The organism is Sorangium sp. So ce426, assembly GCF_051475585.1.
GTDB lineage: Bacteria > Myxococcota_A > Polyangia > Polyangiales > Polyangiaceae > Sorangium > Sorangium cellulosum_B.
In genome coordinates this window covers 11,072,177-11,087,552 of the sequence record NZ_CP150341.1, presented here as the reverse complement: position 1 = coordinate 11,087,552, position 15,376 = coordinate 11,072,177, and the positions used below count along the sequence as shown (strand labels likewise).

The window sequence follows — 15,376 nt, the reverse complement described above, 5'->3', positions numbered from 1 at the left end:
TTCAACCCATTTGCCGCTCTAGTGCCTTCCGACTGCCTGCTGAAGAGAGGAGAGCAGCTCCGACGTGGTCACGATCGCATGCGCGAACGTCGGCCCGTTGAGCTCGTGGGCGGCGCGCATCATCTCCGGCCCGAAGGCGGCGGTCGCGTCCTTCACCAGCGTGACGTGATAGCCGAGCTCCATCGCGAACCGCCCCGTGGCCTCCACGCACGTATTCGCGATGAGGCCGACGAGGATGACCCGCTGGATGCCGTGCTGCTTGAGCTGCTGGTCGAGGTCGGTGTTCGCGAAGCCGTTCTGCGCCCAGTGCTCCTTGATGACGACATCGCCCTCTCGAGGCGCGAAGTCCGGGTGCCATTCTCCACCCCACGAGCCCTTCGCGAAGACCTGCAGCTTGGCGGACGAGAGCTGGTACGGAGTGGGGTGTTTCCACGTGGAGTAATCCGTCGGCTCGGCCCTGTGGTGGGGGACGACGAACACGCGAATGCCCGCGCCCCGCGCGGCGGCGACGATCTGGCGGAGGTGATCGAGGACGGCGTGCTCCTGAATGCTGTCTTTCAGGAGGGGCCAGAGCTTGCCCCCCTCGCTGAGGAAATCGTTGTACGGATCGATGAACAACAGGCCGGTCGAGTCCGGCGCGTAAGTCTCATTCATGACGGTTCACTCCTTTCGCTGGTGCGGGACGCGACGTTCGCCAGCGGGGGCCGCAGCCTCTTCCACGTCGACGGATCACGGATGAGCGCGGCGGCCCGCGATGGCCCAGCGCCGTCAGAACGCCGACGGCGCCACGTAGGGCACGCTCCACAGCGTGACCTGCAGCGTCACCGCCTTGAACCACGCGGCGTGCATCCCTTCCACGTCGGCGGCCGTGTGGCCCTTCCTGGCCAGGAACGGCTTGATCGTGGCGGTGATCGGGACGATGAAGGCGATCAGGTAACGGAGGTGAATGTGCGGCGCGGCCGACGTCACGCCGTCGGTCCGGTTCTTCTTCGCGCTGGTGTGGCGCAGGCCGATCTCGTGCTGGTAATCGAGCCACGCGCGGTCGTAGCGGGCCGCGCACGTATCGCGGATCCACTGGCCGAAGCGCTGGCGCACGCCGCTCAGGTAGCGCGGGTTGGGCTGACCGTCAGCGCCGCTGAAGTAGTGCAGGAGGTGAGGGTTCGCGCCGACGAAGCCGTACCAGACGTCGAGCACGGCCTCGATCTGGTCGCCGAGCACCTCTCCCGCCATGCGCAGGTAGCGGAGGTCGTCGTCGCCGAGCAGGACGGTCTGCTTGAGCAGCGCGAAGTCGGCGTCCGTGATGGGCGACGCGGAGACGTGCGGCGTGCCGAAGGTGTAGCCGGGGATCGAAGATTGCGTCATTGGAGGGCCTCTCTCGGGTGGAAGGTCAGCGGATCCGCTTCGAGATCCATGCGACGGTATCTGCCCGTGGCCGAGCGCGGGTGGTGCGGGCGTCGACATCGGCCCGGGCGCCGTGCGCCAGGTGGCCATAGACGGGATCTTCAACGAGGACGACCCGACCAAGGTCGGGTGTCTCGATCCCGACGATCGCGCGCCGGTCATCGATGGATGGGCCGATGGGAACGGCGCGCGACGTCTGGCCGTGATTCGCGCCGCGATCGTGGTTCGAGACGGAGGAGCGCTGCGAGGCGTCGGGGAGCCCTCACCCCCCTAAGGTCGGGTTTCCCGTCCACCATTCCTCCGCCATCTTCCGCGCGGACCCTGCCTATGACAACCAGCGCCGACCCCGAGCTCATCCTCTTCAACGGGCGAATCACCACCATGGATCCGCGGGCGCCCGCGGCCTCGGCGGCGGCGATCCGCGGCGGGCGATTCGTCGCGGTCGGCGACGACGCCGACGTCCTGCGCCGCGCCGGCGCCGGCGCCCGCACGATCGATCTGCGCGGCCGGCGGGCGATCCCCGGCCTCATCGATTCACACCTCCACCTCATCCGCGGCGGCCTCACGTACAACAGCGAGCTGCGGTGGGACGGCGTCGCCTCGCTGGCCGAGGCCCTGAGGCGGCTGCGCGCGCAGGCCCAGATCACCCCGCCGCCGCAGTGGGTCCGCGTCGTCGGCGGTTGGTCGGAGTTCCAGTTCGCCGAGCGGCGCATGCCGACCCTCGACGAGCTCAACGCCGCCGCGCCGGACACCCCGGTGTTCGTGCTCCACCTCTACGCGCAGGCGCTGCTCAACCGCGCCGCGCTGCGGGCCGTCGGTTATACGCGCGACACGCCCGACCCGCCGGGCGGGGTGATCCAGCGCGACCGTCACGGCGAGCCGACAGGCCTCCTTGTCGCCAAGCCGAACGCGTGGATCCTCTACGCCACGCTGGCCAAGGGCCCCAGCCTCGGCCCTGACGAGCAGCGCAACAGCACCCGTCATTTCATGCGCGAGCTCAACCGCCTCGGCATCACCGGGGCGATCGACGCCGGCGGCGGCTTCCAGCAGTACCCCGAGCATTACCAGATCATCGAGGAGCTCGCGGCCGCAAAGCAGCTGACGGTGCGCCTGGCCTACAACCTGTTCACCCAGCGCCCAGGGCAGGAGCTCGAGGACTTCAGCCAGTGGGCCAAGGCCGTCAGCCCTGGCCGCGGCGACGAGTACTATCGGCTCAACGGCGCCGGCGAGATGCTCGTCTACTCGGCCGCCGACTTCGAGGACTTCCTCGAGCCGCGGCCCGACTTGCCGCCGCACATGGAGGCGCAGCTCGGCGCCGTTGTCGAGCACCTGGTCGCGAGTCGCTGGCCGTTCCGCCTGCACGCCACCTACGACGAGTCGATCTCGCGCATGCTCGACGTGTTCGAGGCCGTGAATCGAAAGGTCCCGTTCGCCGGCCTGCGGTGGTTCTTCGATCACGCCGAGACGGTGTCGGCGCGCAACATCGACCGGATAGCGGCGCTCGGCGGCGGCATCGCCATCCAGCACCGCATGGCGTATCAGGGCGAGCACTTCCTCCACCGCTACGGCCCGGAGATGACGAGCGACGCCCCGCCGGTGCGGCGCATGCTCGCCGCGGGGATCCCCGTCGGCGGGGGCACCGACGCCACGCGCGTCGCCAGCTACAACCCGTGGGTCGGCCTCGGCTGGCTGGTCTCCGGTCGCAGCGTCGGCGGCACCGAGCTGCTCGGCCCCGGCGCCCGCCTGTCGCGCGAGCAAGCGCTGCGCCTCTACACCGCCGGCAACGGGTGGTTCTCCGGCGAGGACGGCCAGCGGGGCCTCGTCGCCGAGGGCCGCCTCGGCGACCTCGCGGTGCTGTCCGACGACTACTTCGTTGTGCCAGAGGCGGAGATCCGCGACATCACCTCGGTGCTCACGGTGGTCGGCGGCGACGTCGTCCACGCCAGCGGCGAATTCGGCGGCCTCGCTCCCCCGCCGCTGCCGTTCAGCCCCGGCTGGGCCCCGCCCGCGCAGCACGGCGGCTACGACCCCGGCGTGGTCGCCCGCGCGCTGAGCCGGCGCGCTCGCCGCCCTCATCACCACCACGGCCTCGCCTGCCCCTGCGCCGTGTTCTAGCCGCTTCTTCCGCGGCCCACGCCGGCAGCACCCGCGACGTCGACTTCGTCGCTTCCTGGCTGCCCCTCGAGCTCTGACAGTCACCGTTCGTTCATTCGTTTCATCTTCACCAAAAAGGATTCAAAGACCATGCCCACCGCCACCGCCGCTCCCGCCAAGTCGCTGCTCACCCCCGGCGATCACACCCTGATCCTCATCGACCACCAGCCGCAGATGGCGTTCGCCACCCGCTCGATCGACGGCGTCCTGCTGCGCAACAACGCCACCCTGGCGGCCCGCGCGGCCCGCGTCTTCCGCGTCGCCACGATCCTCACCACCGTGGCCGAGAAGACCTTCTCGGGCCCGATCTTCGCCGAGATCCGCGCCGCCCAGCCGGAGCTCGACATCATCGATCGCACCACCATGAACTGCTGGGAGGACGCCAACATCATCGCCCGCGTCAACAAGCTCGGCAAGTCGCGCCTCGTCATCGCCGGCCTGTGGACCTCCGTGTGCATCGTCGGCCCCGTGCTGTCGGCGATCGAGCAGGGCTTCGAGGTCTACGTGATCACCGACGCCTGCGGCGACGTGTCCGACGAGGCCCACGAGCGCGCCGTCACGCGCATGGTCCAGGCCGGCGCGCGCCCGCTGACCGCGCTGCAATACCTGCTCGAGCTCCAGCGCGACTGGGCCCGCGGCGAGACGTACGGCGCGACCACCGGGATCGCCGCAGAGCTCGGGGGCGCCTACGGCCTCGGCATCATCTACGCCAAGTCCATGTTCAACGCCTCCGAGGGCGGCCACTAGGAGCGCATGAAGCTCTACCTGATCTCGCTGGGCGTCGGCGTGCTGGTCGGCACCCTCTACAGCGTGCTGAACGTGCGCGCACCCGCGCCGCCGATCATCGCGCTGATCGGGCTGTGCGGCATGCTCCTCGGCGAGCAGGTCGGCCCGGCCGCGCGGCGGCTCCTCGCCGGGGAGCCGCTCAGCGCGGCGTGGTTCTCCCGCGAGTGCGCGCCCAAGATCACCGGCGTGCCCGCGCCCGAGCCCGACCATGGCGACGACGCCGCCCGCTGAGCCACCCACGCATGCTCGAGTTGTTTTCAAACGCCATCTCTAACGAGGACCTCCCATGAAAGAAGAAACATTCACCGGCGGCGGTGGCACGCGCCTCCACATGCGCTCCTGGCGGCCGGCGGGGACGCCGCGCGCGGCCGTGGTGCTCTGCCACGGCGTTCTTGCGCACAGCGGGCAATACCAGTGGTCGGGGGAGCAGCTGTCGGCGGCGGGTTTTGCCGTGTACGCCTACGACCACCGCGGGCGCGGCAAATCGGAGGGGCCGCGCCTGTTCGTCAATGACGTCTCCGAGTACACGGACGATCTGGGGACGTTCGTCGCCCTGGTGAAGAAACGCGAGCCCGGCCTCAAGGTGTTTGTGCTGGGTCACAGCATGGGTGGGGTGATCTCCTGCACCTGGGCGCTGGATCATCAGAGAGAGATCGCCGGCTTCATCTGCGAGAGCTTTGCGTTCGAGGTGTGGGCGCCGAAGCCCGTGCTGTCGCTCGTGCGTTTCCTCGGGCGCGTGGCGCCGAAGCTGCCGGTGCTGAAGCTGCATGAGAAGGACTTCACGCGCGACCCGCAGGCCCTGCAGAAGCTGAACTCGGATCCGCTGACCCATGGCGAAGTCCAGCCGGCGGGCACGGTGGCGGCGCTGCTCAAGGCCACCGACCGCATGCGCGCGGAGTTCGGGACCCTCACGCTGCCCTTGCTCATCATGCACGGCACCGAGGACAAGGCCACCGTGCCCGCGGGCAGCCAGCTCTTCCATGACAAGGCCGGCTCGAGCGACAAGACGCTGAAGCTCTACGAGGGGCACTTCCACGATCTGCTCAACGACCTCGGCAAAGAGCGGGTGATGGCCGACGTGGTGGGCTGGATCAACGCGCGCATCGCCTGAGATCTCCGTCATGAAGAAGATCTCTTTCGTTCTTTTGCTTGCACGATTGCTTGCGCTCGCCGTGGTGGGCTGCTCCGGGCTGCCTGCAGACAAGACAGCAAGCGCACCCACGCACCACGCACAGAGAGGAGGCGATATGGCGGCCAGCGCACCCACGCAGTACGTACAGGTCGGAAGCGACAAGATTGCCTACCGCAGCATCGGCGCGGGCGAACCCATGGTTCTCCTCACGCGCATGCGCGGCACGCTCGACACATGGGATCCGCTGTTCCTCGATGAGCTGGCGAAGAACAACCGCATCATCACGGTGGACTATCCGGGCGTGGGTTACTCGGACGGCAAGCTGCCGCCGGGCATCGGCCAGGCCGCGGACTTCGTGATCGCGTTCGCGGACGCCATGAAGCTCGAGAAATTCATCCTCCTGGGCTGGTCATGGGGCGGCACGGTGGCGCAGACCGTGGTGGTCGAGCATCCCGGCCGCGCCACGCACGCGATCCTCGTGGGCACGGCGCCGCCGGGAAAGCGCGCGGTGGAAATTCAACAGGCGTTCATCGACCGCGCGTTCAAGCCGGTGAATGATCTGGACGATGAGATCGTGCTGTTCTTCGAGCCGAGGTCGGAGTTCAGCCGGAAGATGGCGAAGGAGTCGCGGGACCGCATCCGCGTGCGCCCCGGGGTCGACGAGAAAATCCCGTCGACCCCCGAGGCGATCAAGGCCTACCTCGCCGCGGCCGAGGAGTATCACGTCGATGCGGCCGGGCGGCTGCAGAAGCTGATGGTCACGCGCACGCCGCTGCTCATCATCAGCGGCGACAACGACATCAGCACCGCCGTGGACAACTGGTTCGCGCTGAACCGCAAGATCCCCAGCGCACACCTGGCCGTGTATCCCGAGTCGGGGCATGGCCCGCAGCATCAGTACCCGCAGCTCGCCGCCGAACAGGTGGCCTCGTTCCTGCGCCACGCCATTCGATAGATAGAAGGAGAGCCACATGCCGATTTTCAAGACCAAGGAAGGCGTCGAGATTTTCTACAAGGACTGGGGCAGCGGACGGCCCCTGGTGTTCCACCACGGCTGGCCGCTGTCGGCGGACGACTGGGATGCGCAGCTCATGTTCTTCCTTGCGAAGGGCTTTCGCGTCATCGCGCACGATCGCCGCGGTCACGGGCGTTCGTCGCAGACCTCCGACGGCAACGAGATGGACACCTACGCCCGCGACGTGTCGGAGCTCACCGCTCACCTCGGCCTCAAGGGCGCCGTGCACATCGGCCACTCCACGGGCGGCGGTGAGGTGGCGCGTTATGTCGCGAAGTACGGGCAGGACGGCCGCGTGGCCAAGGCCGTGCTCATCGGCGCCGTGCCGCCGATCATGGTCAAGAGCGACAAGAATCCCGGTGGCCTTCCCATCGAGGTGTTCGATGGATTCCGCGCCGCGCTCGTCGCGAACCGCGCGGAGTTCTACCGCGCCGTGCCCGAAGGGCCGTTCTATGGGTTCAATCGCCCAGGGGCCAGGACGCTGCCGGGGGTCGTCGACAACTGGTGGCGGCAGGGCATGATGGGCGGCATCAAGCCGCACCACGACTGCATCAAGGCGTTCTCGGAGACCGATTTCACCAGCGACCTCGAGAAGATCGACGTGCCCACGCTCGTGATGCACGGCGACGACGACCAGATCGTGCCGATCGCGGATTCGGCGCTGCTGTCGATCAAGCTGCTCAAGAAGGGCACGCTCAAGGTCTACAAGGGCCTGGGGCATGGCCTGTGCACCATCAACCCGGACGTCGTCAATCCGGATCTGCTGGAGTTCATCCAGTCGTGAGGGCGAGGGCCGCGGACACGAGGGGCCGCGGCCTTTCATCGCTGTCCGCGCCGCTCAGGCTTCTTCGACGGCCGGCAGCTCGAAGCGAAACGTCGCGCCAAATACAGGGTTTGGCTCGGCCCAGAGCCGGCCGCCGTGGCGCTCGAGGATCGAGCGCGAGATCGACAATCCCATGCCCAGCCCTCCGGGCTTCGTGGTGTAGAACGCCTCGAACAACCGCGCGCCGTCCACGTGCGAGAGGCCGACACCCGCGTCGGAGACGGCGCCCACGACCCAGACGCGGTCGTCGCCCTCCGAGAGCGCCGTCTCCAGGCGCACGCGCCGGCGCGCTTCCGGCAGATCGCGCGAGGCCTCGGCCGCATTGAGCAAGAGGTTGAGGATGACCTGCTGCAGCTCGACCGGATCGGCGAAGACCTGCGCCCCGCCCGATCGGAGCCCGAGCTCGAGCGCGATGCGACGTCGCGCCAGCTCGGCTTCCGCGACCGGCAGCGCCGCGCTGATCACGGCGTCCAGGTGGCAACGCTCGCGGTGCGCGGCCGAGCGCGTCAAGAGGCGGCGAATCCGCGCGAGCACGTCGCCGGCACGATGGCCGTCGTTCACGATCGCGACAAGCGACTCACGCACGGCGACCAGATCGGGCTCCGCGCGATCGAGCCAGTTGACGCCCGCGCTCGCGTCCGCGGCGATGGCCGCGAGGGGCTGATTGACCTCGTGCGCGATCGACGCGGCGAGCTCGCCCAGCGTGGTGGTGCGCGCGACGTGGGCCAGCTGCGCGCGCGCCTCCTCGAGGTCCTCCGCCGCGCGTCGCGATGTGGTCACGTCCATCACCGCGCCCACGATCTCGGCGCTGCCGTCCGAGCTGGTGCGGACGCGTCCGCGGATGCGCAGGTATTTGACGCGCCCGCCGGCGCAGAGCAGCCGGTGCTCCAGCATCATCTGCCCCTCGCGCTTGGCGCGCTCGAACGCCTGCTGCACGTTCGCGCGCTCCTCCTTGGGTACGCGCTCCAGGAGCGGCGGGAGCGAAGGCCTTGTGTTCGGCTCGACCTCGTAGATGCGATACGTCTCCTCCGACCAGAACAGGTCTCCGGTCGCGAACTTCCAGCCGAAGCTGCCCGTGTCCGTCAAGCTCTCGGCCTCGGCCAAATAGGCCTTGGTGCGGCGCAAGAGCTCTTCCACCTTGCGGCGCTCGGTGTTTTCGCGCTGCAGGTCGTCGAAGAGCCGCGCGTTCTCCAGCGAAATGGCCATCTGCGAGGCCAGCAGCTCGAGCAGCGTGAGGTGCGAGGGCGTGAAGGCGTGCGACGCGAGGTTGTTCTCCAGGTAGAGCACGCCGGACAGCCGCGCCTGCTTGGCGAGCGGCACGCAAAAGATCGAGCGCGGGCGCGCGCGCCGTACGTGCTCATCGGCGGCAAAACGCGCGTCCTGCGCGGCATCGGCGAGGAGGAGCGGCTGCCGTGTGCGCACCGCGTAGCGCAGGATCGACGCGGGCGCATCGCTCGCTGGTGTGGGCTCACGAACGAGCCGCACCTCGATGTGGTCGGCCGCGGTCACCGCCTCCGCCTCGACCCACAGCTCCTCGCCCCGCGGTGTGACCAAGAGCGCGCGCTCCGCGCCGGCTCCCTCGAGCGCGATGGTCATCAAGGTGCGGATCAAGCGCTCGAGCTGGATCTCTCCCGAGAGCGCTTGAGACGCCTTGAGGAAGGGCGCGAGGTCGAGCTGCTCCACGCGCGCCGCCCCGACGCTGGAGCGCGTGAGCGAGGGCTCCTCGCGCAGGCGCGGCTCGAGCAGCTCGAGCTGCGTGACCTTTCCCGTCGCCTGCCAGTGGGCGTAGCCGTCTCGCGCCGACCTGAGATAGGCCAGGGCCACGCCGCTCAAACCGCGCATCGCATAGAAGCGGGCGGCCATCTCGCTCGCCACGGCTTCGTTCTGGGTGAAGCCGTGCTTTCGCGCGGAGTCGATGGCCTCCTCGTAGAGCCGCTCCGCGGCGAGCTCGCGCCGCTCGATGCGCGCCACCTCCGCCGCGACCAGCTTGGCTCGGTTCTCGAAATTGTCCGGGCAGTGACGCGCCCACAAGGCGAGGATGCGCTCGTGCTCGTACAGCGCTTCGGCGTGGCGCGTGCGCTCCTCGCGCGCGCTCGCATCGTAGAGCGCGGCGCGCGCCAGGGCCGTGTAGAAGTGGAACTCGGCCACCTCGAAATGACCGGGCGAGGTCCACAAGAGCGCCTCGGCCTGCCGGGCCGCGGCGAGCGCCGCCGCGTAGTCGCGCGCGAAGAACCGCCCCTGCAGCTTGCGAATCCAGTACCAGCAGGTGGCGAAGGCGAGCTGCTGGTCCTCGGCGAAGTGCTGCTCGAAGCTGGCTTCGTCGAAGTCGTCGTCGTCGAACGAGGCGAAGCTCCGCGTGTGGCCGCGGAGCAGCCGGATCAGCTGCAGCTGCGAGGTGATGATGTCCTCGACCAGCCCGAAGCCGGTACGACGAGCGAGCGTGAGCCCGCGCTCCGCCTCGCGCGCCGCCTCCGACAGCGGCGCGCCGCTCCCGAGCAGCAGCGTCACGAGCGTCTCGCTGCTGAAGCCGGCGAAGGTCAGGTCGAGCGCCTCGAGCGCGGCGGCGTGCGCCCGCCGCACAAGCACCAGGCTGGTGTCGATGTGCTGGGCCCACGTGTTCACGTGCGCGCCGTAGGACATGTACGCGCGCGCCTTGAAGCGATCGAAGCCGCGCGCCGCGACGAGATCGAAGCCCAGCTTGCCGAAGCGGTTGCCGGCAGGGTAGTCGCGGAAGGTGGAGCCGAGCACCACGCCCAGCACCGCGTAGGCGTAGCAGGAGCCGTCGCTGTTGCCGTGAGCGAGGCTGAGGCGCGCCATGCGCGCGACCAGGCGATCGTGCAGGTCGCTGTCGGTGAAGAGCGCGGGCGGCTGCGCCGCCGTGAGCACGTCGAGCGCGGCGCGCCAGCTGTCGTTGCTGACCGGCAGCTCGATCAGCGACTCGATGCTGCGATCACCCAGCTCGTCCCACAGGCTCTGGAACTCCCTCTCCACTTCGTCGCGCGTGGGCCGCGGCGTCCAGTCGATGCCCATCGTACCCAGGAAGTCCAGGCAGACCTGCACGGCCATGCCGTTTCGACCCGCCGTCGTGCAGAGCAGGATGCGGAGCCGCGCGACCGCGGCGCGGTCGACCAGGTTGGCGGCCCTCGGCGCGAGCTCAGTCAAGCACGCCTCGGCGGCCGTGAGCTCGCCGGCGAGCAGCTCGCACTCCGCGCGGTCGAGGCCGAGCGCGAAGGCGAACGCGTAGTCGCTCTCCCATCGGCCTTCGTCGAGCAGCGCGTCGGCCACCTCCAGGTACACGAGCGCCGAGGTGTACGCCGATGCGGCCTTGGCGCGGCGCCCCGCCGCGTGGTTCAGCTCCGCCACGCGCATGCGCTCTCGACGCGTGCGCAGGAGGTCGAGGCCGCGGTTGAGCTGGTTCACGATGTCGAAGCTGCCCTCTTCGCGCGCGCGCTCGGCCGACTCCGCGGAGAGCCTCATGCCGATGGCGAGGTGCAGGGCGGGCCTGTCGCGCGGGTCGATCAGCGCGTACGAGGCCTCCTGCACGCGGTCGTGCAGGAAGCAATACTCACGCTCGACACGCACCACGAGCCCGCTCCGCAGCGCGTCGTCCAGCGCGGCTGTCAGCTCACGCTCGCCGGCGCCGAGCGCGAGCGAGAGGGCCTCGATGGGCGCGCAGCTACCGAGGCAGGCGAGGTGCATCAGCGCGCGACGCGTGGGCTCCGGCAGCCGCGTCAGCTTCTCGATCATCAGCTCGGCCACGTTGTCGGTGAAGCCGCGCGCTCGGATGCGCTCGAGGTCCCAGCGCCAGCGTGATCTCGCTGGATCGAAATGGAGGAGCTCCACTTCGTTGAGCGCGTTGATGAACTGAATCGCGAAGAACGGGTTGCCGTGGGTCTTCTCGCGCACCAGCTCCGAGAGCGGCGCGAGCTCGGCGGCGTCCGCCTGCAGGACGTCCGCGAGCAGGTCGGCCACGTCGGGCGGGGCCAGCGCCTCGAGCGAGATCTCCTCCACGCGTCCGGCCGCCGCGCGCAGCCGCGCGACCAGGCGGTGCAGCGCGTGTTCGGCGTCGACCTCGTTGCTACGGAACGCGCCCACGATCAGCAGGTTCGAGAGCTCGGGGTGCGTGGCCAGGTGTTCGATCAGGTCGAGCGTGGCTGCGTCGAGCCACTGCAGGTCGTCCAGGAACAGCACGAGCGGCTGCTCGGGCCTGGCGAACACAGCGATCAGGCGCCGGAAGATCAGCTGGAAGCGCTGCTTGGCGTCGTGCGGGGGCAGCTCGGGCGCCGGCGGCTGCGGTCCCACGATGAACTCGACGTCGGGCACGAGGTTCGTCACCAGGCCGCCGTGCGTGCCGAGCGCGTGCCGCAGCGCCTCTCGCCACGTCGAGAGCTCTTCTGCGGGCCGGCCGAGCACCTGCCGCACCAGGCTCTCGAGCGCCTGGGCGAAGGTGGCATACGGGATGTCGCGCTTGAACTGGTCGAACTTCCCCGAGGCGAACGCCGCGCGCCGGCCGATGGCCCGCCTCAGCTCGTCGACGAGGGCCGACTTGCCGATCCCCGAGTAACCCGACACGAGCACGAGCTCGGGAGCGCCGCTCGTGCGCGCCCGTTCGAAGGCGGAGAGCAGCGCGTCGCGCTCGCGGTCGCGACCGTACAGGCGCTCGGGCATGGTTCGGTGGCGTGCGTCCCCGCTCGCGAGCGAGAAAGGCTCGATGCGGCGGTGCGCGCTCCAGTCGAGCAGGCAGCGCTCCAGATCGCGCGCCAGGCCGGCCGCGGTCTGGTAGCGCTCCTCCGCCGGCTTGGACAGCAGCTTCATGACGATGGCGGCGAGCGGCGCCGGCAGCTCGGCCACGCGATCGCGCGGGTCGGCTGGCTGTTTGGCCACGTGGCAATGGATCCACTCCATCGGCTCCGACGCGGCGAACGGCAGGCCGCCCGTGAGCAGCTCGTAGAAGGAGACGCCCAGCGCATACAGGTCGCTGCGCGTATCGACCGCCCGGCTCATGCGCCCCGTCTGCTCCGGCGCCATGTACGGCAGGCTGCCGACCAGGGCCGGCGGCCGCGCGCGCTGCTCGTCCGTCGCGCGCGCGGCGGCGCCGAAGCCGGTCAACCACACCGCGCCGCTGTCGACGTCGACCAGGGCATTCGCGGGCTTGATGTCCTTGTGCACGATGCCGCGCGCGTGCAGCTTGTCGAGCGCGCGCGTCCAGCCGAGCGCCACGCGCAGGAAGTCGCCTATCGGCCAGGCGCGTCCGACCCGATGGGCGAGCAGCTCACCGCCGGGATCCTCCAGCCAGAGCCTCGTGCGGCCCGGCCTGGAGTCGAGCTCACGTGGGCACACCGCCCACGCCGGATCCAGCTCCTCGCGGAGCGCGAACTCATTCTCCAGCTTCTGCAGCAGGTCCGCCGCAGGCGCGTGAGCCGGCCGCAAGATCAACGTCGGTTGTCCCTCCCTGCTGCGGTAGAGCGCGAGCTCGCCGTCGTCGCGCAAGCAGACGGCTGCGGGGTCGTGCGAGGTCGTCATGGGGCGCAACGTGGGTGGGCCGGTGCTGGCGGCAACGGAGGCGTCTCCGAGGCTCCGCTCGGGGGAGCGAGGGGGCCATCCTACCTTGGTCGGGTGTTCTCGGCCGAAGATCCCGTCCATACCGGCCCAGGTTCTCGACGCCGGAGCTGGCGCCGACGCCGCTCACGGCCCCCGTGGTCGTGGTCGTGCTCGGGCGCGTCGAACCGCCCACATCTCGTGCGCGGAACCGGCCATCAACCAACCGGAGGAGCCCAGCATGAACGATCGTCTCACCGTCCAGACCGACGATGGCAGCTTCGATTGCTACGTCGCGCGTCCCGGGGCCGCCGTCGCGCCGGTGATCGTCGTGATCCAGGAGATCTTCGGCGTCAACGCCGGGATCCGCAGCATCGCCGACGCCTACGCCGAGAAGGGGTACATCGCCGTTTGTCCCGACCTGTTCTGGCGCGCCCAGCGGGGCGTGGACATGTGCGAGAGCGACGAAGGCGACGTGGCCAAGGGCTTCGCCCTGTATGGCGCCTACGACTTCGACAAAGGGCCCCGCGACATCGCGGCCACTGTCGCGGCCGCCCGCGCCATGCCCGGCGCCTCCGGCAAGGTCGGCGTGACCGGCTACTGCCTCGGCGGACTGCTCACGTTCCTGACCGCGGCGCGCGCCGATGCCGATGTCTTCGTCGCCTACTACGGTGGAGGCACCGAGAAATACGTGGCCGAGGGCGTGAACATCGAGCGCCCGCTGCTGATGCACCTCGCCGGCGACGACGAGTACATCGGCGAGGACGCCCAGGCGACGATCCGCGCCGCGCTGCGGGACAACCAGCATGTCGAGATCCACACCTACCCGGGCCGCAACCATGCGTTTGCCCGTCCGGGCGGCGCCCGCTACGACGCTGCCGACGCCACGCTGGCCAATCGGCGGACCGACGCGTTCTTCAAGCAGCACCTCGCCTGAACAGGAGGGCGGGCCGCGCGCGCCGCGGCGCTCGCGCGATCCGGGGAACGTGGCCTGACGACGTCACCCGACCATCGTCGGGTTTGCGCCGGCCTGGTCGCGAACTAGCGTCGACGCATGTCCAAACCGAAGTTGACGCATGCCACCGGCGCGCCGGTGGTCGATAACGTGAATATCCAGACCGCCGGTCCGCGCGGCCCCGCGCTGCTGCAGGACCTCTGGCTGATCGAGAAGCTCGCGCACTTCGACCGCGAGGTGATCCCCGAGCGGCGCATGCACGCCAAGGGCTCGGGCGCCTGCGGGACGTTCACCGTGACTCACGACGTCACGCGGTACACCCGCGCCAGGCTCCTCGCCGAGGTCGGCAAGCGGACGCCGGTGTTCGTGCGATTCTCGACGGTCGCCGGCGAGCGCGGCGCCGCCGACGCCGAGCGGGATATCCGCGGCTTCGCGGTGAAGTTCTACACCGAAGAGGGGAACTGGGACATCGTCGGCAACAACACGCCGGTGTTCTTCTTCCGCGACCCGCTGCGCTTCCCCGATCTCAACCACGCGGTCAAGCGCGACCCTCGGACCGGGATGCGCAGCGCGGAGAGCAACTGGGACTTCTGGACGTCGCTGCCCGAGGCGCTCCACCAGGTGACGATCGTGATGAGCGACCGCGGGATTCCGCGCAGCTATCGCACGATGCACGGCTTCGGCAGCCACACCTTCAGCATGATCAACGCCGCGAACGAGCGCGTGTGGGTCAAGTTCCACTTCATCAGCCAGCAGGGGATCGACAACCTCACCGACGCCGAGGCCGAGGCGGTTGTGGGGCGAGACCGCGAGAGCCACCAGCGCGACCTGTTCGAGAGCCTGGAGGCGGGGCGGTTTCCGCGCTGGAAGCTCTGCATTCAGGTCATGACCGAGGCGCAGGCGCGGACGCACCGGCATAACCCGTTCGACCTCACCAAGGTCTGGCCGAAGGCCGACTATCCGCTCATCGAGGTCGGCGTCCTCGAGCTCGACAAGAACCCCGACAACGTGTTCGCCGAGGTCGAGCAGGCCGCGTTCTCGCCGGCCAACATCGTCCCCGGCGTCGGCCTCTCGCCCGACAAGATGCTGCAGGCGCGGCTCTTCTCGTACGGCGACGCGCAGCGCTACCGGCTCGGCGTCAACTTCAACCAGATCCCCGTCAACGCGCCGAAGTGCCCGTTTCACAGCTTCCACCGCGACGGCGCGATGCGCGTCGACGGCAACCTCGGCGCCACGACCAGCTATTTCCCGAACCGACACGGCGAATGGGACGACAACGCCGGCGCCGGTGAGCCGCCGCTGCCCGTCGCGGGAGATGCCGCCCACTGGGATCATCGCGCCGACGAGGACCACTGGGAGCAGCCAGGTCGCTTGTTCCGCCTGATGTCGCCGGCGCAGCGACAGGCGCTGTTCGACAACACCGCTCGCTCCCTCGGCGGCGCGTCGGTCGACATCCAGCGCCGGCACGTCGCCAACTGCATGAAGGCCGACCTCGCCTACGGGGCCGGCGTGGCCCGGGCGCTCGGCCTCGACCGGGCCTAGCGCGGCGCTCGCGCGGCGGCTGCGCTCGCG

The 15,376-nt window shown here is 69.6% G+C and carries 11 protein-coding genes; 8 read left to right on the top strand and 3 right to left on the bottom strand.

All coding sequences use genetic code 11. The features are described 5' to 3' along the window. Positions 1 to 18 precede the first annotated feature (18 nt). Entirely contained in the window at positions 19 to 654 is a 636-nt protein-coding gene (locus WMF44_RS41615) for a cysteine hydrolase family protein (protein WP_437295602.1), read from the bottom strand. 114 nt (positions 655 to 768) lie between these two features. After that, a complete protein-coding gene (locus WMF44_RS41610) occupies positions 769 to 1,362 on the bottom strand; it encodes a protoglobin domain-containing protein (protein ID WP_437295601.1) in 594 nt (197 codons plus the stop codon). 366 nt (positions 1,363 to 1,728) lie between these two features. On the opposite strand from WMF44_RS41610, the gene WMF44_RS41605 reads away from it, so the two are divergent. The 6 genes from WMF44_RS41605 (at position 1,729) to WMF44_RS41580 (ending at position 7,272) form a co-directional block, all read left to right on the top strand. After that, a complete protein-coding gene (locus tag WMF44_RS41605) occupies positions 1,729 to 3,516 on the top strand; it encodes an amidohydrolase (RefSeq protein WP_437295600.1) in 1,788 nt (595 codons plus the stop codon). A gap of 129 nt (positions 3,517 to 3,645) precedes the next feature. Then, a complete protein-coding gene (locus WMF44_RS41600; RefSeq protein ID WP_437295599.1) occupies positions 3,646 to 4,302 on the top strand; it encodes a hydrolase in 657 nt (218 codons plus the stop codon). 6 nt (positions 4,303 to 4,308) lie between these two features. Then, positions 4,309 to 4,572, top strand: a complete 264-nt coding sequence (locus WMF44_RS41595; protein ID WP_437295598.1) for a XapX domain-containing protein — start codon at positions 4,309 to 4,311, stop codon at positions 4,570 to 4,572. Positions 4,573 to 4,627: 55 nt separating this feature from the next. Then, a complete protein-coding gene (locus tag WMF44_RS41590; RefSeq protein WP_437295597.1) occupies positions 4,628 to 5,452 on the top strand; it encodes a lysophospholipase in 825 nt (274 codons plus the stop codon). A 10-nt stretch (positions 5,453 to 5,462) separates the two neighbouring features. Further along, on the top strand, positions 5,463 to 6,428 hold the full coding sequence (locus WMF44_RS41585; protein WP_437295596.1) for an alpha/beta fold hydrolase: 966 nt from the start codon (positions 5,463 to 5,465) through the stop codon (positions 6,426 to 6,428). A gap of 16 nt (positions 6,429 to 6,444) precedes the next feature. Further along, positions 6,445 to 7,272: an alpha/beta fold hydrolase gene (locus WMF44_RS41580; RefSeq protein WP_437295595.1), complete on the top strand. Its 828-nt coding sequence runs from the start codon at positions 6,445 to 6,447 to the stop codon at positions 7,270 to 7,272. 54 nt (positions 7,273 to 7,326) lie between these two features. On the opposite strand, the gene WMF44_RS41575 is transcribed toward WMF44_RS41580, so the two are convergent. Next, positions 7,327 to 12,834: a trifunctional serine/threonine-protein kinase/ATP-binding protein/sensor histidine kinase gene (locus tag WMF44_RS41575; RefSeq protein ID WP_437295594.1), complete on the bottom strand. Its 5,508-nt coding sequence runs from the start codon at positions 12,832 to 12,834 to the stop codon at positions 7,327 to 7,329. A 256-nt stretch (positions 12,835 to 13,090) separates the two neighbouring features. On the opposite strand from WMF44_RS41575, the gene WMF44_RS41570 reads away from it, so the two are divergent. Both WMF44_RS41570 and WMF44_RS41565 read left to right on the top strand, forming a co-directional pair. Next, a complete protein-coding gene (locus WMF44_RS41570) occupies positions 13,091 to 13,786 on the top strand; it encodes a dienelactone hydrolase family protein (protein WP_437295593.1) in 696 nt (231 codons plus the stop codon). Positions 13,787 to 13,903: 117 nt separating this feature from the next. Continuing rightward, positions 13,904 to 15,346 (top strand): catalase, encoded by a 1,443-nt coding sequence (locus WMF44_RS41565; RefSeq protein WP_437295592.1) that lies wholly within the window; start codon positions 13,904 to 13,906, stop codon positions 15,344 to 15,346. The last annotated feature ends 30 nt before the right edge of the window (positions 15,347 to 15,376 follow it).